The 24,827-nt window shown below is 62.5% G+C and carries 19 protein-coding genes; 6 read left to right on the top strand and 13 right to left on the bottom strand.

What is annotated here, in order from left to right:
- Nucleotides 1-27 precede the first annotated feature (27 nt).
- From OU02_RS04205 to uvrA, 10 genes are all read right to left on the bottom strand, one after another.
- The gene (locus tag OU02_RS04205; RefSeq protein ID WP_420796577.1) at nt 28-1,701 is read right to left on the bottom strand and encodes an aminotransferase class I/II-fold pyridoxal phosphate-dependent enzyme; all 1,674 of its coding nucleotides are present in this window, start codon (nt 1,699-1,701) and stop codon (nt 28-30) included.
- 259 nt (nt 1,702-1,960) lie between these two features.
- Complete coding sequence (locus tag OU02_RS04195) at nt 1,961-2,788, bottom strand: HAD hydrolase family protein (protein ID WP_033488863.1); 828 nt, start codon at nt 2,786-2,788, stop codon at nt 1,961-1,963.
- Between the two features lie 106 nt (nt 2,789-2,894).
- Nucleotides 2,895-3,152, bottom strand: a complete 258-nt coding sequence (gene secG, locus OU02_RS04190; RefSeq protein ID WP_022857534.1) for a preprotein translocase subunit SecG — start codon at nt 3,150-3,152, stop codon at nt 2,895-2,897.
- Between the two features lie 65 nt (nt 3,153-3,217).
- The gene (tpiA, locus tag OU02_RS04185; protein ID WP_026643084.1) at nt 3,218-4,021 is read right to left on the bottom strand and encodes a triose-phosphate isomerase; all 804 of its coding nucleotides are present in this window, start codon (nt 4,019-4,021) and stop codon (nt 3,218-3,220) included.
- A gap of 89 nt (nt 4,022-4,110) precedes the next feature.
- Nucleotides 4,111-5,316 (bottom strand): phosphoglycerate kinase, encoded by a 1,206-nt coding sequence (locus OU02_RS04180; RefSeq protein WP_033488862.1) that lies wholly within the window; start codon nt 5,314-5,316, stop codon nt 4,111-4,113.
- Nucleotides 5,317-5,461: 145 nt separating this feature from the next.
- Nucleotides 5,462-6,409: a DNA-binding protein WhiA gene (gene whiA, locus OU02_RS04175; protein WP_033488861.1), complete on the bottom strand. Its 948-nt coding sequence runs from the start codon at nt 6,407-6,409 to the stop codon at nt 5,462-5,464.
- A gap of 124 nt (nt 6,410-6,533) precedes the next feature.
- Nucleotides 6,534-7,451 (bottom strand): RNase adapter RapZ, encoded by a 918-nt coding sequence (rapZ, locus tag OU02_RS04170; protein WP_033488860.1) that lies wholly within the window; start codon nt 7,449-7,451, stop codon nt 6,534-6,536.
- Between the two features lie 14 nt (nt 7,452-7,465).
- Nucleotides 7,466-8,395 carry a shikimate dehydrogenase gene (locus OU02_RS04165; RefSeq protein WP_033488859.1) on the bottom strand — a complete coding sequence of 310 codons (930 nt, stop codon included), beginning with the start codon at nt 8,393-8,395 and terminating at the stop codon, nt 7,466-7,468.
- A gap of 28 nt (nt 8,396-8,423) precedes the next feature.
- Nucleotides 8,424-10,724 carry an excinuclease ABC subunit UvrC gene (gene uvrC, locus OU02_RS04160; RefSeq protein ID WP_080720512.1) on the bottom strand — a complete coding sequence of 767 codons (2,301 nt, stop codon included), beginning with the start codon at nt 10,722-10,724 and terminating at the stop codon, nt 8,424-8,426.
- 68 nt (nt 10,725-10,792) lie between these two features.
- Nucleotides 10,793-13,729 (bottom strand): excinuclease ABC subunit UvrA, encoded by a 2,937-nt coding sequence (gene uvrA, locus OU02_RS04155; protein ID WP_051918266.1) that lies wholly within the window; start codon nt 13,727-13,729, stop codon nt 10,793-10,795.
- 303 nt (nt 13,730-14,032) lie between these two features.
- Between uvrA and OU02_RS04150 the strand changes: the two genes are divergently transcribed.
- The 3 genes from OU02_RS04150 (at nt 14,033) to OU02_RS04140 (ending at nt 17,336) form a co-directional block, all read left to right on the top strand.
- Nucleotides 14,033-15,019, top strand: coding sequence for a hypothetical protein (locus OU02_RS04150; RefSeq protein ID WP_051918213.1), 987 nt, complete (start codon nt 14,033-14,035; stop codon nt 15,017-15,019).
- The gene (locus tag OU02_RS04145) at nt 15,016-15,612 is read left to right on the top strand and encodes a DNA-deoxyinosine glycosylase (RefSeq protein ID WP_238551891.1); all 597 of its coding nucleotides are present in this window, start codon (nt 15,016-15,018) and stop codon (nt 15,610-15,612) included. Before OU02_RS04150 ends, OU02_RS04145 begins: the two co-directional genes overlap by 4 nt.
- Before the next feature lie 122 nt (nt 15,613-15,734).
- Nucleotides 15,735-17,336 carry an ABC-F family ATP-binding cassette domain-containing protein gene (locus OU02_RS04140; RefSeq protein WP_033488856.1) on the top strand — a complete coding sequence of 534 codons (1,602 nt, stop codon included), beginning with the start codon at nt 15,735-15,737 and terminating at the stop codon, nt 17,334-17,336.
- A gap of 16 nt (nt 17,337-17,352) precedes the next feature.
- On the opposite strand, the gene OU02_RS04135 is transcribed toward OU02_RS04140, so the two are convergent.
- Both OU02_RS04135 and bsh read right to left on the bottom strand, forming a co-directional pair.
- Entirely contained in the window at nt 17,353-18,399 is a 1,047-nt protein-coding gene (locus OU02_RS04135) for a cation diffusion facilitator family transporter (RefSeq protein ID WP_080720467.1), read from the bottom strand.
- Between the two features lie 155 nt (nt 18,400-18,554).
- Entirely contained in the window at nt 18,555-19,499 is a 945-nt protein-coding gene (gene bsh, locus OU02_RS04130) for a choloylglycine hydrolase (protein ID WP_033488855.1), read from the bottom strand.
- A 268-nt stretch (nt 19,500-19,767) separates the two neighbouring features.
- Here bsh and OU02_RS04125 point away from each other — a divergent pair, with 268 nt between their 5' ends.
- Nucleotides 19,768-21,540, top strand: a complete 1,773-nt coding sequence (locus tag OU02_RS04125; protein WP_033488854.1) for a bifunctional ADP-dependent NAD(P)H-hydrate dehydratase/NAD(P)H-hydrate epimerase — start codon at nt 19,768-19,770, stop codon at nt 21,538-21,540.
- Here the strand turns inward: OU02_RS04125 and OU02_RS08295 are convergent.
- The gene (locus tag OU02_RS08295) at nt 21,528-22,163 is read right to left on the bottom strand and encodes a hypothetical protein (protein ID WP_051918214.1); all 636 of its coding nucleotides are present in this window, start codon (nt 22,161-22,163) and stop codon (nt 21,528-21,530) included. The two genes, OU02_RS04125 and OU02_RS08295, sit on opposite strands and share 13 nt — an antisense overlap.
- A gap of 297 nt (nt 22,164-22,460) precedes the next feature.
- Here OU02_RS08295 and ahpC point away from each other — a divergent pair, with 297 nt between their 5' ends.
- Together ahpC and OU02_RS04110 are read left to right on the top strand one after the other, a co-directional pair.
- Nucleotides 22,461-23,024 (top strand): alkyl hydroperoxide reductase subunit C, encoded by a 564-nt coding sequence (ahpC, locus tag OU02_RS04115; protein ID WP_033488853.1) that lies wholly within the window; start codon nt 22,461-22,463, stop codon nt 23,022-23,024.
- 26 nt (nt 23,025-23,050) lie between these two features.
- Entirely contained in the window at nt 23,051-24,799 is a 1,749-nt protein-coding gene (locus OU02_RS04110) for an FAD-dependent oxidoreductase (RefSeq protein WP_033488852.1), read from the top strand.
- The last annotated feature ends 28 nt before the right edge of the window (nt 24,800-24,827 follow it).

The raw sequence follows: 24,827 nt of genomic DNA, 5'->3' as shown, positions 1-24,827 counted from the left end.
TGGTTGGTATGGCTGCGGTGCCTGCGTCTATTGACGATAATAACTGAAGAAATTCGTCATCTTCTCCACCGCGCCCTTGAGCACTTCGACACGCGGCAGATAGACGACGCGGAAGTGGTCCGGATCCTTCCAATTGAAGCCGGTGCCTTGCACAATGAGCAGCTTTTCGTCGTGCAGCAGGTCGAGGGCGAACTGTTCGTCGTTGTGGATGTTGAACTTCTTCGTGTTGATCTTCGGGAAGATATAGAACGCGGCCTTTGGCTTGACTGCGGAGATGCCGTCGATGGCGTTGAGCGCCTCATAGATGTATTCGCGCTGCTCGTAGAGACGGCCGCCGGGCACCAGGTAGTCATTGACGCTCTGGTGCCCGCCGAGCGCGGTCTGCACGATGGATTGCGCGGGCACGTTTGAACAGATGCGCATGTTCGTGAGCATGTCGACGCCCTCGATGTAGTCCTTCGCGATCGCCTTGTTGCCGGAGAGGATCATCCAACCGATGCGGTAGCCCGCGATCATGTGCGATTTGGACAGACCGCTGTAGGTGACACAGAACAGGTCCGGGGCGAGCGAAGCGATCGATGTGTGTTCAAGGCCGTCCATGACAAGCCGGTCATAGATCTCGTCGGAGAAGATCATCAGCTGGTGTTCGCGTGCCAGGCTGACGATCTGTTCAAGGACCTCCTTCGGGTAGAGCGCGCCGGTTGGATTGTTGGGGTTGATGATGACAATTGCCTTGGTGCGGTCGGTGATCTTCGCACGCATGTCATCGATGTCCGGGTACCATTCCGATTGCTCATCGCACACATAATGCACCGGCTTGCCGCCCGCCAGCGTGACGCATGCGGTCCACAGCGGGTAGTCCGGTGCGGGCAGCAACACCTCGTCACCGTTGTCGAGCAACGCGCTCATGCTCAGATTGATCAGTTCACTCACGCCGTTGCCCGTGTAGATGTCTTCGACGCCGACGTTCGGCAGATGCTTGAGCTGCGCGTACTGCATGATCGCTTTGCGGGCGGAGAACAGGCCCTTCGACGCCGAATACCCTTCGGTATCCGTGAGCTGTTGCGCCATGTCATACACGACCTCATCCGGTGTGCGGAAGCCGAATGGTGCAGGGTTGCCGATGTTGAGCTTCATGACGTGCATGCCGGCCGCTTCCATGCGCGCCGCCTCGTTGACGACCGGGCCGCGGACATCATAGAGCACGTTGTCGAGCTTATGCGATTTGGTGAACGTCCTCCGTGTGCGCGCGGTGGTGGAACCGGGGGTCACGGTTGCGGGCACATCGGTGAATGAAGGGTCCTGTACATTGGCGTCGAATTGTGGTTCCATCCTGTGCTCCTGTTCCATATGTGCCTGATAGTGTGATGGGGTGTCTGCCACTGATTGTTCAAAGTTGCGGGGTGCATTCTGTTGAACATGTGGAGTGGTGTTCAAACTGGATGCATTGAACATTGACGGTGAATGTTCAATATCTGTCTGTATATCAGATAACGTGGCTGGATGGTCGTCGAAGGGCACGTCCTCCCCGGCAAGCCATCTCGCATCCACGTTGAGCACAGCCGCCAGAAAATGTTCTATGTCAGGGCGGGGTTTGGTCTTGCCGTTTACATACTGGCTGATGTGGCTGCGTCCCAGCTTGATGCCGTGGGCATGTGCGGCCTTGACGAAGTCGCTTTGCCGTATGTTGCGCAGGTCCATTGCTTGGTTGAGGCGTTGCGTGAATCGATCGGTCACTGCCGCTCCCCTCTCGTGTGTTCAGTGCAACAACAATAGTGCCGAGTATACCACGCGTTGAACATACCATGCAGGCGGTGGCGTGCATATTGATTATGTATTGAACATATATGGATGACTATATGTTCAATACTATATGTTCAATATAATGGTAGAAAGGTTCAGTGTGGTACCCGAATTGTTCAACGCTGAACACTTCGGGGACCACATACTGAAGTTCAATTTACAGCATGTTGTGTTCAAGCCATTGCGCCACGCCGTCATCGTTGTTCGACGGGCACACTTCATCGGCGATGTGGAGCACGGCTGGATTGGCATTGGCCACAGCCACGCCGGTGCCGCTGAGGTTCATCATGCCGATATCGACCATGTCATCGCCGAATGCGGTGGCCTGTTGCACATCCATCCCCCACTGGTCGCATAGGGTTTGCACCGCATCCTTTTTGTTGGCATGTGGCGCCATGAGCATCCACAGCCGTCCTTCCGACACATGCACGGCGAAGTCATCCGGGATGAGCTCGTGCAACAGCTCGGTCTGTTCGGCTCTCGGGAAGATGATGATCTTGTCGGCTATGCCGTGAGGCACGTCACGGAAATCAGTGTACTGCCATGTTTGGGTTGTCCAATACCGTGACACGTCGAAGTTCGTGTATCGTATGTCATCCATGACAATGCCGACCTCCAGGTCGGGCATGACGCTCAGCATCGCGCGACACACTTGGCAGGCGCGCTGCGAGTCGAATCCGTTTTTGACAAGGCTGCCCGGTGACGATGGCTTGTGTCCGGTGAGTGATGCGTAGTCGGATTGTGAGGGATCGAAATCAATCAGTGCGCCGTTGAGATAGATGCATGCGTCGGCGTGCAGCGCTTGCACGATGGACAGACCGGTGCTCACCGGACGTGCCGTAGCGACGACGACAGGAATTCCCCGGCTGCGCACAGTGTGCACTGTCTCGATTGTGTGTGCCGAGAGGGCGCGGTCTTCGAAGCGTTCGGCGTCGTGGAGCAGTGTGCCGTCGAGGTCGGCGATGACGAATGGTGTGTGAGGCATGGTGTGGAAGCCCCTCCCCTATTGGCTGGTGGTGTGGTCTGGATACGAAACGACCCATGGTCCCACCATGTTTCAGGTGGCCATGGGTCGTTGCATGCAGTCGGGATCAGGCGATGCCGAACTTGGCGAACAGGCCGAGGGCGATGACGATCGCCACCCACACGAGGGCGATGATCACCGTCCAGCGGTTCAGGTTTTTTTCGGCCACACCCGAGGATCCGGCGTTCTGGGTCAGGCCACCGCCGAACATGTCGGACAGGCCGCCTCCCTTGCCCTTGTGCATGAGGATGAGCAGGGTGAGCAGCAGGCTGAGCACGACAAGAATGATTTGCAGCACCAGCTTGGTTACAGCTAAAGCGGACACAGGTGTACCTCCAACAAAGTCATTTTCCGTATTACACGATAGCGCATGGGCGTGAGAAATACCCGCTATTTGTGTGAAGATGTTGTCGCCAATGTGAGCGTGCAGACGCGAGTGAGCTCATCGACGTCCAGCGCGGCCCCTCCGATGAGGAATCCATCCACGTCCGGCTCGGTGATGAGCTCCACCGCGTTCTTGGAACTCACCGAACCGCCGTAGAGCACACGTACGGCCTGCGCCACATGCTCGTTGAACGTGGCGCGCAGATGTTCGCGGAACGCTTGCGCCGCATCCTGCGCGGATTGGGGTGTAGCCACCATGCCGGTGCCAATCGCCCAGACGGGTTCGTATGCGATGATGAGTTTGGCTGCCTCTTCGTCGGAAAGGTCACGTGTCACATCATGCACCTGCCCCACGGCGAAGTCGAGTTCGATGCCTTTGCGGCGTTCTTCGAGGCTTTCACCCACGCACAGGATTGGTTGCATACCGGCGGCGAGCACAGCACGCACCTGATCGACGATGTTGGCGTCGTCTTCGGGATGGTATTTGCGGCGTTCCGAGTGCCCCACGATCACATAGCTGCAACCCAGATGCGCGATCATATCCGCGGAAACATCGCCGGTGAAGGCGCCCTGTGTGGTGACCGAGACGGTTTGGGCCCCGTATTTGATGCGCAGTTTTTCGGATTCCACAAGCACTTGCACGCTGCGCAACGACGTGAATGAGGGGAAGAGCGCCACCTCGCACCGCGAGAAATCAAAATGGTGGGAACGGAGGTTCTTCGCGAACCGCTGCACGAAAGCAGTGGCCTCCAGATGGTCGAAATTCATCTTCCAATTGCCAGCCACCATGGGTGTGCGTGCGGATGCCATAGGATTCCTCGATGTCTGTGTGCGGGAACGGATGTACGAACGCGGCGCGCGCCACCGGCTGGTGGCGCGCGCCGGGAAACGGTTCAGAATCAGTCGAGCACCTTCAGGCCGGGAAGCTCCTTGCCCTCAAGGAACTCGAGGGAAGCGCCGCCGCCGGTGGAGATGTGCGAGAAGCCATCCTCCGGGAAGCCGAGGTTACGCACGGCTGCCGCGGAATCGCCACCGCCGACGATCGTGAACGCGCCGTTCGCGGTCGCGTCGACGAGCGCCTGGGCCACGGCACGTGTGCCGTTGGCGAACTGCGGGATCTCGAAGACGCCCATCGGGCCGTTCCACACCACGGTCTTGGAGTCCACGATCTTGTCGTGGAAGAGCTTGCAGGATTCCGGGCCGATGTCGAGGCCCATCATGTCGGACGGGATCTGGTCCGCGGGCACGACCTGCGGGTCGATCGGGGTGTCCCCTGCCGGGAAGCCCTTGTTGACGACGATGTCGACCGGGAGCACGAGCTCGACGCCGTTCTTCTCGGCCGTCTCGATGTAGCCCTTGACCTTGTCGATCTGATCCTCTTCGAGCAGCGACGTGCCGACCTCATAGCCCTTGGCCTTGAGGAAGGTGAAGACCATGCCGCCGCCGATGACGAGGCGGTCTGCCTTGTCAAGCAGGTTTTCGATCACACCGAGCTTGTCGGAGACCTTGGAACCGCCGAGCACCACGGTGAACGGGCGCTCCGGGTTCTCGGTCGCCTTGGACAGTGCCTTGACTTCCTTCTCGACGAGCAGACCCGCGGCCGCCGGCAGATCGGCCGCCACATCGTAGTTGGAGCCCTGTGCACGGTGGACCACACCGAAACCGTCGGAGACGAACACGTCACCCAGCGCGGCGATCTTCTTCGCGTACGCTGCGCGCTCCGCTTCGTCCTTGCTGGTCTCTTCGGGGTTGAAACGCACGTTTTCGAGCAGCACGACGTCACCGTCGTTCATCGCGGCGACCTTCGTCTGCGCATCGGGGCCATACGTGTCGCTGGCGAGCACCACGTCGCAGCCGAGCAGTTCGCTCAGGCGCTTGGCGACCGGCGCGAGGGACAGTTCGGGAACGACCTTGCCCTTCGGGCGGCCCAAGTGTGCCATGAGGATGACCTTGGCGCCGTCCTTGCGCAGCTCTTCGATGGTGGGCAGCGCAGCCTTGATACGACCGTCATCGGTGATGGTCGTACCATCGAGCGGAACATTGAAGTCGGCGCGCACCAGAACGCGCTTGCCCTTGAGATCTCCGAGATCCTTGAGTGTCTTCATTCGTTATCCTTTCACGCCGCCACATGTGCGACGGCTGTAGTAAGCCACCAGTTATGCATCTTAGCGCCCGAAAGAAACAACACACCGCGTTCGCTGACAAAGCAACGGTTGTGCCGTGTCGTCCATGGCGCCAGATGTGGCCGGTTCATGACTCCTGTTGTGCCCGCTGCACCTTGTCGGCGAGCTGGAGCAGGCGGCGGATACGGCCCGCCACGGCGTCTTTTGTGATGGGTGGATTGGCGAGGCGGCCGAGCTCTTCGAGGCTCGCGTCGCCATGGTCAAGACGCAGCTGGCCCGCCGCACGCAGGTTCTCCGGCACATCGTCGCCGAGGATCGCGAAGGCATGGCGCACCTTTTCACAGGCTTCCGCCGCGGCCTTGGCACTGCGGCGCATGTTGGCATCGTCGAAGTTGGCCAGACGGTTCGCCTTGCCGCGGGCTTCGCCATCGGAACGCTTGCCCGTCCATTCGCGAGCCGAACGTGGCGCCCCCATGAGGATGAGCATGCGTTCGATCGCATCAGGGTCTTTGAGCGTGACACGACGTGAACTGCGCAGCTGGCGCGCTTGCGCGCTGATGCCCAGACGGCGTGCGGCGCTCGTCAGGTCATTGACCGTTTCGTCGGTGGGGCAAATCACTTCGAGATAGCTGGCCTTGCCTGGGTCGGATAGGGCGCCATGCGCGAGGAACGCGCCACGCCAAATGGTTTTGACTTGGGCGATGTTGCCGCTGGTGATCTCTTTGGGCAGTCCCCCCACCACTTGATGGGTGTGCCGGTCGAGCAGGCCGCACTGCAGGGCGAGGGCCACACCGCCACGGTCGATGGTGATGAGGTACCTGCGCACCGGGCCAGTGGGGGTTTGGCGGTCGACGGCGTTGAGGATGGAATCATGCCCATACTGGTGCTTGATGGCATGCTGCAGCCAACGGGCGGCTTCCAAGGAATCGAATTGGGCTTGGACTATGATGCCCTTCTCGGTCTTGCGCAGACCACCGCCGAAACGAAGCATGGCGGTGGCTTGCGCCTTCTGTGCCGCGGCCATCTCCCCGTTGATTTCGGACAGCTCGCTTTTTACCTCATCGAGAAGCGCCAAGGGATCCTCCTGTTGGTTCTGGCTGAATGGGGTGGTTCGGCGTGTCGCGTCATCCCACCGAAGTTCCGTGATACCGAACGACTTGGACAACGCCGAATGTGGATTGGGATTTGACAAACCGGTATTATTGTGCTTCTTTTCGGTCGAGCTCTCGGGCGGAGACGCTGACGGAAAGACCGTGCGCGCGCAACCGTTCCGCCAGCGCTTCGCTCATCGCGACCGAACGGTGCTGGCCGCCCGTGCAGCCGATGGCGATGGTGACGTAATGTTTGTCTTCCTGTGCATATCCGTTCACGGCGATCGCGATCGCTTTCTCGTAGGCATCGAGGAATTCGGTGGCGCCGTCGCTTGACAACACGTATTCGCTCACCGGCGCATCCTTGCCGTTGAGCTCACGCAGGCGCGGCACCCAGAACGGGTTGGGCAGGAAGCGCACATCCGCCACAAAGTCGGCGTCGATTGGAATGCCGTATTTGAACCCGAAACTGAAGATATGCACCGAAACGGTGGTCGGCCCCGACCCCATAAGCGCATTGTACAGTTTCGTGGACAGCTGGTGGATGCTCAGATGGCTCGTGTCGATCACGATGTCGGCGCGCTCCTCAAGGTTCTCCAGCAGGGCGCGTTCCTCACGGATGCCGTCGATGAGACGGCCGTTGCGTTGCAACGGATGCGGGCGACGCACTGATTCGAACCGTTTGATCAGCACCTCGTCGTCGGCGTCCAGGAACAGGATGCGCGTTTTGACACCCAGATCATCGAGGTGGCTCAGCATGGCGGACAGGTCGGCGAAATAATCACGCGACCGCACGTCGATGACGGCGGCGAGCCGGTGCACGCCACTGGGTGACGCGGTCATCATGTCGACCATCGGCACCATGAGCTGCGGCGGCATGTTGTCGACCACATACCACCCCATGTCCTCGATGCTGTGGGCGGCATGCGACCGGCCCGCACCGCTCATGCCGGTGATGAGCATGACCTCGAACCCTTCTGCCGGCGCGGTCGCCTCGGGTTCCTTGGCCAACGCCGGCTGCCCCATGGGTGCGGTAGATGTCATAGTGCCTCCTCCAGTGCGGCGCGCATCGCGGTCTCCAACGTGCGGTCCTGTGTGCGCGTACTGCAATGGTCAAAGTCCTCGGATTGGGCATGGCCCGTCATCAGCAGCACTTGGGCCACCGCCTGATACAGTAGCATCTCCTCGCCGCCGATCGCGATGCCGCCACGTTTCCGCCACGCGCGCATGAGCGCCGTGGGTCTGGGGTCATAGACCACATCGAGCAGCATACCGTGCACGTCCACGCTCGCATCGAGCAGTGCCTGGGCCACCACGTCGGCACCATGGGCGGGAATGGTGTTGACCGCCACATCCGCCGCCGCCAAATCCGGTATGCAATCCGCCAACGGCACGAGACGTACCGACATGCCATGGCGCTCTCCACATGCGGCAAGCCCGGGGTTGTGGTCGGGGTGGCGTGCGGCCACCACCACATCGGATACGTCACCCATCATCGCGCATGCGGCCAATGCCGACGTGGCGGTGTTGCCGTTGCCGAGAATGACCGCAGTACGGTGGGCGTGCGCGGCGGTGCCGGTCTGTGTCTGGCGATTCCCCGCTTCCTCGAAGGCGCGCGCGATGCCGTATACATCGGTGTTGAACAGTTTCAGGGCGCGGTTGTGTCCGGTGCCGTCGAACACCACCGTATTGGCCACCCCCAGTTCCCTCGCCCATAGGTTCGACGGCTCGCCGTAAGGCTGAATGGTGCGTTTGAGGGGCATCGTCAGGCTCAGGCCCGCCCAGGTGTCGTCCAACGAGTCCAAGAACGGTTCCAGATCGTCCTGCCCCACCTCGATGCTGCGGTAGTCCCAATCGTCCAACCCCATGGCCCGGTATGCGGCGGTATGCAGCACAGGTGACAGTGAGTGCGCGATAGGCTGCCCCAGCACGGCGCAGTGGCGATGGGGCGTGTGGTGTTCGAATGGCATGCGGCCTCCCGTCTTCTTCGTGCCCGCGCTACCCTACCTTATCACCGGCACCGGCCGCACTCTGCACGGCTTCTCGCTGCGTGGGGTCGGGGTTTCGCGCCCCTCCGTGCAATGCGTCGTGGATGCGTTGCGCCTTGGCATGGCCGACGCCTTTGACCGCTTCGAGTTCCTCGACACTGGCCTCACGCATGGCGCGCACCGAACCGAAATGCGCCAACAGACGCTTCTGGTAGGCGGGGCCGATGCCCGGAATGTCGTCGAGGGCCGACCGGAGCGCGCCTTTGCGGCGTGCCTGCCGATGGTAGGTGATGGCGAACCGGTGGGATTCGTCACGCACCCGCTGCAGCAGATACAGGCCTTCGGAGGTGCGTTTGAGGATGATCGGGTAGTCATCGTCCGGCACCCACACCTCTTCGAGCCGCTTGGCCAAACCGCACACCGCCACGTCTTCCACACCGCAATCAGCCAAGGCCTGTGCCGCCGCCATGACCTGCGGCTTGCCGCCGTCGACCACCACAAGATTGGGTTTGTAGGCGAAATGCCTGCGGTTGGTGTTCTGCTGCACCACATCCTCATCGGCGGGCTGGCCGCCGGCTCGCCGCTCATTGTCGAGGCTTTCGCCGCTGTCGCCGGCGATGTTGCCGTGTTTGAACCTGCGCGTCAGCGTCTCGTACAGCGCGGAAAGGTCATCAAGTGCGCCAGTGCCGTCGTCGCCGCGGATCGCGAACCGCCGGTATTCGGATTTCTTGGCGATGCCGTCTTCGAACACCACCATCGACGCCACCTGAAACGCGCCTCCCACGGTGTTCGAGATGTCGTAGCATTCGATGCGCAATGGGGCCTGGTCCAGTCCAAGCGCCTGTGCCACATCGTTCATGGCCGCGGTGCGTGTGCCGATGTCGCTGATGCGGCTCATCTTGCTGCGTTGCAACGCCTGCTGCGCGTTCTGGTCGGCGCGGTCGAGCAGCTGCTTCTTGTTGCCGCGCATCGGCACGGTGATTGAGACCGCTCCCCCGCGCAGCCCCGACAGCCATTGCTCCAGCTCGTCGGCGCGCGCCGGCGCGAACGGCAGCAGGATCTGCCGGGGCACCGGCGCCACCGGCTCGAGCAGGTCGGCTCGCCCGGTCTGCTCCATGTGGCGTGTACGGGCGCGCGTGGCCTGGGCGCGCGCGGTGGCGTCTGTCGCGGTGATCTGCTGCGAATCGGCGATCGCGTTGCGTTGCTCGTTGATGATGAGCGACTGGGATGCGCCTTGCGCCGCCCCTCCGTCTTCCGGCGCGTCCGCACGCGGTGTGCTGGCCGCCTCATGCGTCAGCTCGGAATACACTTGGACAATCAGATCGGCCATCAGTTCGCCGTCGTCCACTTCGTCGGCGCGCTCCACACTCCAATTGCGTTCACCCCGGATGGTGCCCGAGCGCACGAAGAACGCATGCACGGACGCTTCAAGCTCGTCGGTGGCGAATCCGAACACGTCGGCGTCCACATCCTGGTCGAGCACGACCGCGTTCTGCTCCATCACGGTGCCGAGCATCTGGATATCGTCACGCAGCCGCGCCGCGCGCTCGAAGTCGAGGTCGGCGCTCGCCTCCTTCATCTGCGCGGTGAGTTGGGCGATGTACGATTTGCCCACGCGCCCAGTCAGTACGCCCACGAGTTGCTCGCACATGCGCCGGTGCGCGCTGGCTTCAATGCGCCCCACGCATGGCGCGGAGCATTTGCCGATCGATGCGAGCAGGCATGGTCGTCCGGTGAGGCGCGCTTTGCGGAATACGGCGGGCGCGCAAGTGCGCACGGGGAAGGTGCGCAGCAGGCGGTCCAGGCTTTTGCGCAGGTCCCACACTTTGGCGTAGGGGCCGAAATACCTCGTGTCACGGCGTTTGCGGCTGCGGGTGACCCATACGCGGGGGTATTCCTCGCCCACGGAGACGGCAAGGTAAGGATAGGTTTTGTCGTCACGGAACACCACGTTGAACCGCGGGTCGAATTCCTTGATCCATGTGTATTCCAAGGTGAGCGCTTCGAGTTCGGTGCCGACCACGGTCCATTCGAGCGACCGCGCGGTGAGCACCATGGTCTGAGTGCGCGGGTGCAGTTGGTGCAGTGGCTGGAAGTAGTTCGTCAGGCGGTTGCGCAGGTTCTTCGCCTTGCCCACGTAGATCACGCGGCCCTCCCCGTCCCTCCACTTGTAGACGCCGGGCTGTGCGGGAATGTCGCCGGTGCGCGGGCGGAACAGGTCGCGTGTGTCGCCGAGCAGTGGCGCCCCGTTGGCATTGGTGCCGCCGCTCGTGTCCTGCGCGGGCATGCTGGCGATTAGGTCGTGTGCCATGTCTTGCCAGGAGTCTGGCGCATGGCGTTCGAAAACGCTCACGGACTCTCCTTACGTTGCCGCTTGGGTCATTTGAGCAGTGGCGACAGGAAGCGGCCGGTCCACGACTCGTCGCATTGCACCACGTGTTCGGGTGTTCCCTCGGCCACGATTGTGCCGCCGCCTTCGCCGCCTTCCGGACCCAGGTCGATGATCCAGTCGCTGGATTTGACCACGTCCAGGTTGTGCTCGATCACGATGACCGTGTTGCCTTTGTCCACCAGTCCTTGCAGCACCACGAGCAGTTTGTTCACGTCTTCGAAGTGCAGGCCGGTCGTCGGCTCGTCGAGGATGTACACGGTCTTGCCGGTGGAACGGCGTTGCAGCTCGGTCGCGAGCTTGACGCGCTGCGATTCACCGCCCGACAGTGTGGTGGCGGGCTGCCCCAAACGGATGTAGCCCAGGCCCACCTGTACAAGGGTGTCCAGATACCGTGAGATCGCCGGATACGCCTTGAAGAACTCGGCGGCCTCGCTGATGGGCATGTCGAGGATGTCGGCGACAGTCTTGCCGTTATATTTGACTTCGAGCGTCTCGCGGTTGTACCGCTTGCCGTGGCATTCCTCGCACTCCACATACACGTCGGGCAGGAAATTCATCTCGATCTTGAGGGTGCCGTCGCCATGGCACGCCTCACAGCGTCCGCCCTTGACGTTGAACGAGAACCTGCCCGGACCGTAGCCGCGCACCTGCGCTTCGGGGGTCTTGGCGAACAGGGTGCGGATCTTGTCCCACACGCCGGTGTAGGTGGCCGGGTTCGACCGTGGCGTGCGTCCGATCGGGTTCTGGTCGACGTGGATCACCTTGTCGCATTGGTCCACGCCCTCGACACGTGTGTGTTTGCCGGGCACGATGCGTGCGCCGTTGAGCTTGTCGGCGAGCACCGGGTAGAGGATCTGGTTGACGAGCGTGGATTTGCCGGACCCCGAGACACCGGTCACGCATGTCATCACGCCCAAGGGGAACCGCACGGTCAGGTCCTTGAGGTTGTTCTCGCGCGCCCCCACCACGGTGAGCTGCTTCGTTTTGCGTGTCTTGCGGCGCTTCTTGGGCACGTCGATGCGGCGCCTGCCGGCGATGTAGTCACCGGTGATGGAACGCGTGGCGTCCACGAGGTGATCGGCGGGGCCGGAATAGACGACTTCGCCGCCGTGTTCGCCTGCGCCCGGGCCGATGTCAACGAGCCAGTCGGCGCTGCGGATCGTGTCTTCGTCGTGTTCGACGACGATGAGCGTGTTGCCCAGGTCACGCAGATGGTGCAGGGTGTCGATCAGGCGCGCGTTGTCGCGTTGGTGCAGGCCGATCGAGGGTTCGTCAAGCACGTACATGACACCCACGAGGCCCGATCCGATTTGCGTGGCGAGCCTGATGCGCTGCGCTTCGCCGCCCGACAGTGTCTTCGCGGCGCGCGAAAGCGTCAAGTAGTTGAGACCTACGTCGTTGAGGAATCCGAGGCGCGCGCGGATCTCCTTGACGACTTCGCCAGCGATCTGGGCCTTGGCCCCGGTCAGGTCGAGTTCGTTGATCCACTTGAGGCCACGTTCGGCGGACATGTCGCACACGTCGGCGATCGATTTGCCTTCCACAGTGACGGCGAGCACCTCGGGCTTGAGCCGCTTGCCATGGCACACGGAGCACGGCACTTCGCGCATATACGATTCGTAGTATTGCTTGCGCTGTTCCGAATCGGTCTCCTCGTGCCGGCGCATGAGCGACCGCACCACGCCCTCGAACCCGGTCGAGTATTCGCGCATGCGCCCCCAACGGTTGCGGTACGAGACGGTGACCTTGAAGTCCTTGCCGTACATGATGGCCTGACGCACTTCTTCGGGCAGGTCCTTCCACGGGGTGTCCAGGTCGAAGCCGAGTTCTGAGGCGAGGCCCTCAAGCAGATGGCGGTAGTAATCGCCGGTGCTTTTCGTCATCATCCACGGTTCGATCGCGCCTTCGTTGAGCGTCTTGTCGGGGTCGGGCACCACGAGTTCGGGGTCGATTGCGAGGCTGAATCCGAGTCCGGTGCATTCGGGGCATGCGCCGTAGGGCGCGTTGAACGAGAACGTGCGTGGTTCGATCTCGTCGAGTTCGAGCGTGTGCCCGTTCGGGCATGCCATGTGTTCGGAGAACGGCACGCGGCGCAGCGGGTCGTTCTCGTTGCGGTCGACGAAATCGGCGACCATGAGCCCGTTGGCCAGTCTGAGCGCCGTTTCGACGGAGTCGGTGAGGCGCTGGCGGATGCCGTCTTTGATGACGAGCCGGTCGACGACGACCTCGATGGTGTGCTTCTTCTGCTTCGTCAGCGTGATGTCGTCGGACAGTTGGCGCATCTGCCCGTCGATGAGTGCGCGCGCATAGCCGTCGCCGCGCAGCAGTTCGAGCAGGTCTTCGAATTCGCCTTTGCGCCCGCGCACGACCGGCGCGAGGATCTGGAAGCGTGTGCGCTCAGGGTTGGCGAGCAGGCGGTCGACCATCTGCTGCGGCGTCTGCGCGCTCACCTCGGCCCCGCACGCCGGGCAGTGCGGCACGCCGGTGCGCGCGAACAGCAGGCGCAGGTAATCATAGATCTCGGTGATGGTGCCCACGGTGGAACGGGGGTTGCGGTTCGTCGTCTTCTGGTCGATCGAGACGGCCGGGCTCAGGCCTTCGATGAAATCGACGTCCGGTTTGTCCATCTGGCCGAGGAATTGGCGTGCGTATGCAGACAGGGATTCGACGTAGCGCCGCTGGCCCTCGGCGAACAACGTGTCGAACGCCATCGACGATTTGCCCGACCCCGACAGGCCGGTGAAGACGACCATGCGGTTGCGTGGGAACTCCAGGTCCGCGTTCTTGAGGTTGTGTTCACGCGCACCCTGGATCACGATCTTGAGGTCGCTGGGCAGGTGGCTGATGTCCGCGATCAGTGAGCCGTGCTGTTCGCGCAGCGGCGCCTTGGCGAGCTCCGCGCCCAGGAACGAATCGCTCGACATCACCCGTTCGATGATGGGTTCGGATGCGCGCGCCTCAAATGCTGTTGCCATTCGTCTCCTCCAAGCCGAAAGATGGTGCGACCATGATGGTCCGCGTGTCAAGGATACAACAAGACACGCAAAAAATCGAACACCTGTTCGATAACCGTGCCGTTTGACGGGCAAAGTGCGCGCGGGGCTGAATCCAATTGCGAAAACGCGCGCCCCACGACCGTACGTCCGGCCGCCACCGTCTACTCTGGAAGATACCAAGCCACAAGGCACCAACACAGTGCGCCGCACGCGCATGGGAGGAGAGCGGATATGACCCAAGACATGCAACCAGACACCACCCCCGTGCAGGACGAACCGCCCGCCGCCCCTCCTGTGCCACCCGCCATGGACGACACCACCACGCCAACCGCGCCCGCAACGACCTCCCGGTCCAACGAGATGAAGGCGAAGAAGGAGGAGCACGCCGCCCGGCACGACATTGAGGTCATCGTCGCATGGGTGGTGTTGCTCGCGATGATCGTCATCAACGCGCTCGCGCAATTCGGCGTGCTCGTGCATCTCGCCCCCGGTGCTTCGCGCGCATCCGTATTCGCATGGTTTGCGCCCGACCGCTATGTGCAGCTCATCTGGATCCCCATCTACGCGCTGCTCGCCATCTGGCTCATCCGCATCGGCAACGGTCGGCGCAAAGCGAAACGGTTGGGCCGCACCCCATTCACCCTGCTCGGACTGCTGTTCATCGTCACAGCAGGCGTGGAAATCGGCTGGATCTTCGCATGGCACAACCAGAACTACCCTTCGGCGATCTCGCTTGTGCTGATCCAGGCCGCACTCGTCTGGGCATTGTGGTTCCTCACCCGCCGCAACAAGCACCACAGCCTCTGGGATTGGGCGCCGTTCTCATTGTGGGGGTCATGGCTCCTCGTGGAATGCGTGACCGACATCGCCCGCGCCGCCACGTACTACGTGTCGAAAGACGGCGCCATCTCCACGACCGCACAGTCCATCACCACTATCGTGGTGGTCGTGCTCCTGCTCGCGCTCGCCTGCTTCGCGCGCTACAAGTTCGGTGACTGGATCTTCGGCCTGGTCACCTTGTGGGCCGTCGTCGGCGTGGCGATTCGCCTCATGGACGTCTCCAAAGTCACCGCGGTGCTGGGCATCGCGCTCGCCACTGCGGCCGCGGTGTTCATGTACATTCCATGGGCTCGCATCTCCCCCCGCCTCACCAGCATGGGATCCCCCGCCACCAAGGATTATCAGGGTGGCCCGACGCATGAGGGGTTACGCCAGTGACCGAGCACGGGGAAGGCCTGCAGCGGGTCGACCATGGGTTCGGCCCGCTGTACGACCATGCGTCACGCATCCTGTTTTTGGGAACCATGGCCAGTCCGGCGTCGCGCAGCCAGGGTTTCTTCTATATGCATCCGCGCAACCGGTTCTGGCCGGTCATGGAAGCGTTGTTCGCCGACCCGGACGACCCCGCTGACCGCGTGGACGCCTCGGTGCAATCGCGGCGTGCGTTCGCGTTGCGACACCACATCGCGTTATGGGATGCGATCGAATCCTGTGACATTCGCCACGCCAGCGACGCGAGCATCCGCAATGTGGTGCCGAGCGATCTGGCTCCCATCATCACCGGTTCGCGCGTCAACCACATCTATACGTGCGGGGCGAAGGCCACCGCGCTCTACCACCGCTATTGCGAGCCGGATCTGGCCGCGCAAGGCATCACCCTTCCCGCAACCGCACTGCCGTCGACAAGCCCCGCCTATGCCGCGGCAATCCTCGACGACCTGATCGCCACATACCGTGCGCGCATCGATTGGAACGCCTACCGTACGCCGGTGGTTGACGGCGCTGGACGAAGACCGACGCACCGCATATGATGGTCTGCGGTGCGTTGGCGGCCCGCGGCGCAACCGTGCGACCGGCGACGACCGACACCCGGCGCACCCATTCGTCACAGGCCTTACATTCCAAGCGCATAGCACAGGAAAGACGGTGAAGCATGCCAATCGAAGCGCAGGGACTCGAGATTCAAATCGGTGCACGCACCCTGTTGCACCCCACCAACTTCCACGTGAGCAAAGGCGACAAGATCGGCCTCGTCGGTCGCAATGGCGCAGGCAAAACCACACTCACCCGTGTGATCACCGGCGACTTGCTGCCCACCGCCGGATCGGTGCGCGTGAGCGGCAAACTGGGGTATCTGCCACAGGACACCCATGCCGCCGACCCCGAACAATCCGCGCTCGACCGCATGATGAGCGCACGTGACATCGCCACCATCATCAACCGCATTCGCAAAGCCGAACGCGACATGACGGACCCGGATCCTGACGTGATGACCAAGGCGATGAACCGCTACGACAAGGCGATGCAGGACTTCGAAAAAGCCGGCGGATACGCCGCGCAATCCGAAGCGCAGGCCATGGCCTCCAGCCTCGGCCTGCCCCAGGAAGTGATGAGCCGCCCCTTGGGCACTCTGTCCGGCGGCCAGCGCCGACGCATCGAGCTGGCGCGCATCCTGTTCTCGGACGCCGACACCCTGATCCTCGACGAACCCACAAACCACTTGGACGCCGACTCCATCGAATGGCTGCGCAGCTACCTCAAGCAGTACGAAGGCGGATTCCTGGTAATCTCCCACTCCACCGAACTGCTCGATGAAGTGGTGAACAAGGTCTGGCACCTCGACGCGCAACTCGGCCAGATCGACATGTATTCACTCGGATGGACCGCCTACCTGCACCAGCGCGCCGTGGACGAGGAGCGCCGCCGCCGTGAACGCGAAGTGGCGGAGAAGAAAGCCGAACGCCTCATGCAGCAGGGCATCCGCCTGCATGCCAAAGCCACCAAGGCCGTGGCCGCGCAGAACATGATGCGCCGAGCGGAAAAGCTTCTCTCCGAAACCTCCACCGCACAGAAACGCGAAAAAGTCGCCGACATCCGCTTCCCCGAACCAGCCCCCTGCGGTCGCACCCCCATCGAAGCGAAGGACATCTCAAAGGCCTACGGGTCGAACATCGTGTTCGCCGGTGTCAATCTGGCCATCGACAAAGGCTCCCGGGTCGTCATCCTCGGCTACAACGGCGCAGGCAAAACCACCACGCTGCGTCTGCTCGCCCACTTGGAACAGCCCGACACCGGCGAGGTCGAATACGGTCACGGCGCCAAAATCGGCTACTTCGCCCAAGAGCACGACACCCTCGACATGGGGGTGAGTGTGCTGGACAACCTACGCAACGTGGCCCCGGAACTCAACGACACCCAAGCACGCTCGATCCTGGGATCCTTCCTGTTCTCCGGCGACGACGCGTTCAAACCCACCCACGTGCTCTCCGGCGGCGAGAAAACGCGGTTGGCGCTCGCCACCTTGGTTACGTCGCGCGCCAACGTGCTGCTGCTCGACGAACCGACGAACAACCTCGACCCGGCCTCGCGCCAGGAGATTCTCAAGGCCATCGCGAAATACGAGGGCGCGATCGTGCTCGTGACCCACGACGAGGGCGCGGTCGAGGCGTTGCGCCCGGAGCGTGTGCTGCTCATGCCCGACGGCGACGAGGACCTGTGGAACGATTCGTACCTGGAGCTCGTCGCCGAAGAGTAGTACATCGGCCCGGCCGCTACCTGTTGACGCGCAGCACGTCGGGCTCCACGTAGATTTCGAAATTGAACCAAGGCAGCGCCGTGCGCACATCGCGTTCGATTTTGTCGACAGTCTGCACATCGTAGTCACGGTCGAGCTTGGACGTCTGCACTTTGAGACACAGCAGGATGTTGTCCTCCGACATGTGCACGGTCTGCATGTTGATCAGCCTCTCCACGCCATCGGTCTGTTCGACCGCCCGCACGATGCGTTCGCGGGTGTCCGGGGTCACCGATTCGCCGATGAGCAGCGACCCGGACTTGTAGGCCAGGACGAGTGAGCCGACGACCAGCAGGAGACCGACCATGAGGCCGCCAATCGCGTCGAACAGCTCGTTGTCGAAGATGATCGCACATCCGATGCCGATGAAGGCGAACGCCAGACCGATCAACGCGAGGGTGTCTTCCATGATGACCGAGGCCAGCTCCGCGGACTTGGTGTGCTTCCAGAACCGGAAGATGCCCATCTGCGGTGTGCCGGTGCGCTTCATGCGCTCGTTGGCTTCCTTGATGCTTTGGTGCAGGCCATACCCTTCGAGGCAGGCGCTGATCAGCACCACCACGAGGGCCACTGCCAGCTCCATGCGGTTGGCGTTCTGCAGCGCCGGGTCGCCGTTGACGGCGACAATCTTTTTCACGGCTTCGGATGTGGAGAAGAAACCGCCGACGAAGAACAGCAACGTCGCCACGACGAACGACGCGAGATATTTGGTGCGGTACCAACCGAAGGGATGCTCCGAATTGAGTTTGTGCTTGGAGACCTTGTCCCCGATGATGAGCACGATCTCATTGGAGCAGTCGGCGATGGAGTGCACGGATTCGGAGAGCATCGAGGAAGATCCGGTGAACACCGCGGCCGCGAGCTTGGCGATGGCCACCCCGATGTTGGCGATGAGCGCCGCTTTCACCGCTGCGCCAGCATGTTTCTGTTCGGCCACCACAGTGGGATTGGCGTCCCCTGACGCATTGAGCTGTGCCTGACTCGCCGTGGCATCCAACGGCAACGTGTCTGTCGGTTCCTTCATGGGTTGTGCTCCCCTCTCCTGTTCTTGGATTCGTATTTGATTGCTGCGCGTGACCGTGTGCATGGGCAGACGCCGGGGCCCTGACCTCCGTTGTGGATGGTCAGGGCCCCATTGGTTTGTCGATGTTCACACGCCATGCACTGCCATGGTGCGCATCACTTGGTCTGCAGCTGGTTGCTCGTCTCGTCGAAATCGGCCATGGCGTACGCGCGGATTGTGGGATCGTCGTACGTGTTCTTGTAGTACGTCATCGTGTTGGCCGAGAAGCCGCTCGTGAAGATGGTCTTCTCGTACTGGCCGTCAGCCATCGCGCTCATGCCCTCGATCATCGCGGCGCTTGAAAGCGTCTTGAACAGGCGGGTGACGTTGTCCTGCTCACCCTCCTTGTTCGGATAGTGGGCGTTCGTGTAGGCGGCGCGCACAAAACGCGACATCGAGTTCGGGTCGCCCGGCAGCCCATGCGAGCTCAGTCCGGCGCCCCACGGCTTGAGTTCCGCATTGCCCCACTTGACAGGCTTGACCATCGCCGGATCGCAGTTGATGTAGTTGATGAGATTGGCGCGATGCACTGGGAACTCCGGCTGGTTCGTCATGACGTCGATGTCGTCGTCGTAGACGTGCATGCCGCTTGCCGTGTATTCGACGACGATGGTGCGCGTCGCGTCGGAGATGATCCAGTGGAGCATCGCAACCGGGTACTGGTCGTTGATGGGCTTCGCCACGATTGTGACGTTCTTCAGGGCCTCCGCCACGTCGTCGACCGACGTGAAATTGCGCGCCACCCACAGTGGGAACTCATAGGCGGCCACATTGACCGTCAGGTTCACACTGTCGGACGCATATTCGGCATAGCCCGGGAAATTGAGTCCGGCAACGGCAAGGCCTGCGTCATTGGCGCAATCGAAATACAGGGGGGTGTCGTCGACGACGATGCCGATGCCGAGCACCGCATGGTTGCGGTCCTCGCCGTTGAACACCGGCTGGTAGTTGTAATCCTTTGGGGTGTACAGCACCTTCTCGCCGTACGAGAACGACCAATCAAGGTTACGGCCGAAGAACATGTTGTCTTCGCCATCGACAAAACGGACCGCAGTGCACATGGGTGATTCCTTTCTTCGAGGCCGCCTTGTGAATCGGCGGCGTGATGGACTGCTATTGCGATTATAGGGACGTATGGCGTGGATTCGTCTGGTTATCGTTATGGGAATAAGTGCGGGAGCAACACACCGCGGAAACGCGGTTCTAACATCGGCTGAACGCAGCGCGCACGTCAAGGCGAACGGTACTAGAGTTGGAATGAGCATACAGGCCAATCCGGGCGCACCCAATGCGGCAACGGCCGGCGCACAGCACATAAGGACAGTTCCCATGGAAGACCAGACAGCAGACCACACCGACACCCTGACCAACGCGGCATTCGACACCGCGACCGTACGCGCGCTCGAACAGCCGCTGCTCGCCGACGAAGTCCCCCTCATGCGCATGGCCGCCAGTGCCACGGCGCGCACCATCCTCGACGTGATCGACCAAGAGGAATGGGGCGAGACCAACTTGCGTGTCTGCGTGCTCGCCGGTGCCGGTGACAACGGTGGCGACGGCCTCTACACCGGCGCGATGCTCGCAGCGGAGGGGCTCAACGTCACCGCAATCGCCGTGGGACGCACCCTGCATGACGCCGCCTATGAAGCCTTTCTCGAATCCGGAGGCCACATCTACGCCCTCGACCCGGCCAACGACATCCCCGGCTGCCCCAGCGGGTTCCCCGCCGGAGAAGCCGGCCAACGGCTCGAGCATGCCATCGCATTCGCCCGCAAAGCCCACATTATCATCGACGCCATGACCGGCATAGGCGGTACCGGCGCACTCCACGGCATCCCCGCGGCCCTCGCCTCCGTCCTCGGCCGCACCAACACACCGCCACGGCGACTGGGCCTGCCCGACGACGAACTCGCCATCGACTTCCCCTTCGTCGTGGCCGTGGACACCCCCTCCGGCATCGGCGTCGACGACGGATCACTCCCCGGCGCATACATTCCCGCGGACGTCACCATGATGTACGGCGCGCTCAAACCATGCGCCATGCTCCCGCCCGCCTCACTGGCATGCGGCAACATCGTGCTCGTCGACTTCGGTTTCGACGTGGGCGATGCCACGCCCACCGTCGAAACCGTCGACTGTGGTTACGCACAGAACGCGCTGCGCATCCCGCTCGTCGAAGACGCCAAATACAACCGCGGCGTCGTCGGACTCATCACCGGATCCGCCCATTACCCGGGCGCGGCAGTGCTCTCCAGTTGCGCCGCCGCACGCTCCAACACCGGCATGGTCCGCTACCTCGGCCCCGAACGCGCCCAGAACCTGGTGCTGCAGGCCCTCCCCGAAGCGGTCATGGGCAAAGGCCACGTACAAGCATGGGTCACCGGGTGTGGCGTGCCAGACACCGACCACACCGACACCGTAGACATCCAACGCACCGCCATCAGCGCACTGCTCGCCCATTACAGCCTCACCCAAGACGGCGCGAACAGCGAGGCGCTCGCCATGCCGCCGATTGTGGTGGATGCTGGCGCGCTCGACCTGTTGCCGGACCATGTGCCGCCGCAGGTGGTGATCACGCCGCACGCCGGCGAACTGGCCCGACTGCTTACCCGGATGGATGCACCGACGAGCCGCGAGGAGGTCATGGCCGAGCCATTGCGGCAGGCACAGCGCGCCTGTGAACTCACCGGAGCGACCGTGGTGCTCAAGGGCGCCTATACGGTGATCGTCGGCCCTGACGGCAATGGCGGCATGCGCACCTTGGTGTGCGGGCGCGCGCCGGCGTTCCTGGCCACGGCAGGCGCAGGCGATGTACTCGCGGGCATCACCGGCGCCCTGCTCGCACAACGGGCCCAGGAACTGATCGAGGATCCGACACTTGTGGCCGAAACAGCGGCCGGCGCGGTCTATACGCACGGTTTGGCGGCGGCCATGGCGGCGCACAGTGACCAGCATGCATGGCAGGGTCCGCACCTGTACGGCGAGCCGAAGCGGGACATCGCCCAATCCGCGTGCGGGCATCCAATCATCGCCAGCGATGTGATCGCCGCTCTGCCTTCGGCGTTCGACCTGCTCAACACCACCGCACGCTACGAGGACTGACCCCCTGCCATTGGGTTGCCGGCGGTGCGCCGCTTTTCGCCAATGGCGTCATACGGCATTTGCTTGCAGACGATCCACCACACCACGGTGGCGAGGCCCAGTACGAACGACCATGGTGACCGCCACGTGCACAGTCCGATTGTCAGTGTGTACAAGAGCGCGGTGCGCGCCGCATGGAACGCCAGACGTTGCGGCAATGTGCGCTGCGTGGATTCCACCGTCATCCGGGTGAGGAGGCAGCCGATGGTGCGTCCATGGGTGCACCATGGCACAACGCCTTCGAACAGCACGAACCACACGATGTTCATGCCCAACTGCAGGATGGCGGTCACACCGTCGGCGCGGATATCGCCAATGAACTGCAACGGGTTGAGCTGGGCACCCAGATGGTGTGTGGCGCAGTAAGCGGCGGGATCCCGCGGCCACGGATACAAGGTGAAACAGCCAAGGCCAAGCACATACAACATGAACGAATAAGCGCCGAGCACACTCGCCGGTCGGAGGCGGTTGTCACGATGGTACAGATAGACCGCCGCCGGCACCGTCAACAGCACCGCCACGAACGGCCACAGCAGGACCGCCAGCTGGAACGGCTTGGAAAACGTGGAGAGAAACCCGGTCATGATGCCTTCCCCGCTTGATAGTGGTGGACGTGATATTGCTATGCATCCAAGGTATGGGCGTATATGCGGCTTGCCTATCATCCCCATGGCCGGTTTTGACCACCATGTAGTCCTTGGGAATGATGTGCGGTGCGCTGTGAGGAAAACCACAGGAATGTACGCTGCAGCCCCCTGCCCTTTTGCCGGTTTGTGTGCCATACTCAAGCGTGAAAGGTGCCGCGTACGGGCCATGCCTGCCATGAGACATGGGTGTGGTGTGACGGCACGGCATGATTCATTTGGCGTAAGGAGCGCATCATGACATTGCTGCAACATGAAATCACCGACTTCACCGTTTCTGCATACAACAACGGTCAACTTCAAGACGTGAGCAAGAAAGACCTGCTGGGCCACTGGTCGGTATTGTTCTTCTACCCCGCCGATTTCTCGTTCGTCTGCCCGACGGAACTCGAGGATCTGGCCGACCACTATGACGAGTTCAAGCAGGCCGGCTGTGAGGTCTATGCTGTCTCGTGCGACACCCAGTGGGTGCACAAGGCCTGGCATGATTCGAATGAGAAGATCGGCAAGGTGAACTACCCGATGCTAGCCGATCCCACCGCCACGCTGGCTCGTGACCTGGATACGTACAATGAGACGACCGGTCTCGCCGAGCGCGGTGATTTCATCCTCGATCCGGAAGGCCGTGTGGTGGCATACGAGGTCATTTCTTCGAATGTGGGGCGTGACGCCGACGAGATCCTGCGCCGTGTCAAGGCCTCGCAGTTTGTCTACGAGCATAGTGATCAGGTTTGCCCGGCCAAATGGGAGCCCGGTGAGGAAACAATCAAGCCGAGCCTCGACCTCGTTGGTGAGCTCTGATAGATGTGACCACCCCACAATCGAATATGTATGACGCCGTCGTCATCGGCGGCGGCCCGGCAGGCCTGACTGCCGGCATGTACTTGGCGCGCGCACGCTACCGCACGCTCATCATCGAACAGGCGGATTTCGGCGGACAGATCACCATCACATCCGAAGTGGTGAACTACCCGGGCGTACCGATGACCGATGGGCGTAAACTCACCGCCGCGATGCGCCAGCAGGCGCAGGATTTCGGCGCCGAACTGCGCATGGGTGCTGTGACCGGCATCGACGCGCAAGGCGACGTCAAAACCGTGCATACCACGCGCGGTGACGTGCAATGCTTCGCCATCGTGCTCGCGATGGGTGCAGCACCGCGCAAGATCGGGTTCGAGGGCGAGCGGGAATACGCCGGCCGTGGTGTGGCCTACTGCGCCACATGCGACGGCGAGTTCTTCACCGGCAAGGACGTGCTCGTGGTGGGCGGCGGATTCGCCGCGGCCGAGGAATCCGTGTTTCTGGGACGCTATGCGCGCGCGGTGACCGTGCTCGTGCGCGAAGACGACTTCACTTGCGACGCCGCCGTGGCCCAGCATGCCAAGGACGATCCAAAGATCACCGTGCGCTATGGCACCGAACTCGCCGGCGTCACCGCAGGGGCAAAAGGTCTCACCGAAGCGACGCTCAAAGACGCTCATACCGGCGAGACGAGCGTGTGGAAGCCGCAGGACGGCGGCACGTTCGGCGTCTTCGTGTTCGCCGGCTACGAACCGCAGACGCAGATTGTGCGCGGCGTTGTGGAACTCGACGGCAACGGGTACGTCGTGACCGACGACGCCCTGCGCACGTCGGTCCCTGGTGTTTTCGCGGCGGGTGATTTGCGCGTCAAGGACCTGCGGCAGGTCGTCACCGCGACCGCCGACGGCGCCATCGCCGCAGTGCATGCGGAGGAATATGCGGCGGCGGCGAGCAAGCGCACCGGCATCACACCGCAGGCGCCCACCGCGACTCCCTACCAGCGGCGTGAGGAGCACAGCGAGGACAGCGCGCCAGCGCAGACGACACCGGCGCCCGCATCGAACCCGGGCGCGTCCGCGGATACCGAGCATCCGGTGAGTGCGGTGTTCACAGATGACGTGGTCGCACAGCTCAACGTCGTCTTCGCGCGCATGGAGCGCACGGTCACGCTGCAGCTCCAGCTCGACCGCACGGAACTGTCGCACCAGTTGCAGTCGTTCATCGACGAGCTCGTCTCGTTGAGCGACGGCAAGCTCGAGTCGATCAGCGAGACCGTCGAGGAGCTCTCGGCCAATGGGCGCGGCGCGGTGGACTACGACCGCCCGCTGCCCTACGCCACGCCGATGGTGCGCCTGATGGTGCGCGACGACTCCGGCATGCTGCAATCCACCGGCATCGCGTTCCATGGCGTGCCCACCGGGCACGAGTTCCATTCGTTCGTGCTCGGCATCTACAATGCCGCCGGCCCCGGCCAGCCGCTGATCGGCGACGAACGCGAACGCATCGAAGCGATCCACGACCCCGTGGAGATCATGCTGCTCGTCTCGCTCACCTGCACGATGTGTCCGGAGACGGTGCGTGCGGCGCAACGCATCGCCGCACTGAACAGCAATGTGCGCGCCGAAGCGTACGACCTGGCGCACTTCCCCGAGCTCAAGGAACGCTACGACGTGATGAGCGTGCCGTGCATCGTCATGCGCCGCCACGGCCGTGAGACGATCGAGTTCGGCAAGAAGAACGTCTCGCAGATGCTTGACGTGCTCGACGCGGTCTGACCGCGCGACTTGAGCGGAGGTAGCCGGG

Source organism: Bifidobacterium pseudolongum subsp. pseudolongum DSM 20099, from assembly GCF_000771225.1.
GTDB lineage: Bacteria > Actinomycetota > Actinomycetes > Actinomycetales > Bifidobacteriaceae > Bifidobacterium > Bifidobacterium pseudolongum.
This window is presented reverse-complemented; position numbering and strand designations above follow the sequence as displayed.

What these genes read in the sequence shown, in the direction of transcription:
- OU02_RS04135 (WP_080720467.1), bottom strand. Translation starts at nt 18,399, where the DNA reads ATGAAGGAACCGACAGACACGTTGCCGTTGGATGCCACGGCGAGTCAG.
- OU02_RS04125 (WP_033488854.1), top strand. Translation starts at nt 19,768, where the DNA reads ATGGAAGACCAGACAGCAGACCACACCGACACCCTGACCAACGCGGCA.
- uvrC (WP_080720512.1), bottom strand. Translation starts at nt 10,724, where the DNA reads ATGGCACACGACCTAATCGCCAGCATGCCCGCGCAGGACACGAGCGGC.
- OU02_RS04165 (WP_033488859.1), bottom strand. Translation starts at nt 8,395, where the DNA reads ATGCCATTCGAACACCACACGCCCCATCGCCACTGCGCCGTGCTGGGG.
- OU02_RS08295 (WP_051918214.1), bottom strand. Translation starts at nt 22,163, where the DNA reads ATGACCGGGTTTCTCTCCACGTTTTCCAAGCCGTTCCAGCTGGCGGTC.
- OU02_RS04180 (WP_033488862.1), bottom strand. Translation starts at nt 5,316, where the DNA reads ATGAAGACACTCAAGGATCTCGGAGATCTCAAGGGCAAGCGCGTTCTG.
- tpiA (WP_026643084.1), bottom strand. Translation starts at nt 4,021, where the DNA reads ATGGCATCCGCACGCACACCCATGGTGGCTGGCAATTGGAAGATGAAT.
- OU02_RS04140 (WP_033488856.1), top strand. Translation starts at nt 15,735, where the DNA reads ATGCCAATCGAAGCGCAGGGACTCGAGATTCAAATCGGTGCACGCACC.
- OU02_RS04205 (WP_420796577.1), bottom strand. Translation starts at nt 1,701, where the DNA reads ATGGACCTGCGCAACATACGGCAAAGCGACTTCGTCAAGGCCGCACAT.
- bsh (WP_033488855.1), bottom strand. Translation starts at nt 19,499, where the DNA reads ATGTGCACTGCGGTCCGTTTTGTCGATGGCGAAGACAACATGTTCTTC.
- OU02_RS04150 (WP_051918213.1), top strand. Translation starts at nt 14,033, where the DNA reads ATGACCCAAGACATGCAACCAGACACCACCCCCGTGCAGGACGAACCG.
- OU02_RS04195 (WP_033488863.1), bottom strand. Translation starts at nt 2,788, where the DNA reads ATGCCTCACACACCATTCGTCATCGCCGACCTCGACGGCACACTGCTC.
- rapZ (WP_033488860.1), bottom strand. Translation starts at nt 7,451, where the DNA reads ATGGGGCAGCCGGCGTTGGCCAAGGAACCCGAGGCGACCGCGCCGGCA.
- OU02_RS04110 (WP_033488852.1), top strand. Translation starts at nt 23,051, where the DNA reads ATGTATGACGCCGTCGTCATCGGCGGCGGCCCGGCAGGCCTGACTGCC.
- ahpC (WP_033488853.1), top strand. Translation starts at nt 22,461, where the DNA reads ATGACATTGCTGCAACATGAAATCACCGACTTCACCGTTTCTGCATAC.
- uvrA (WP_051918266.1), bottom strand. Translation starts at nt 13,729, where the DNA reads ATGTCGAGCGATTCGTTCCTGGGCGCGGAGCTCGCCAAGGCGCCGCTG.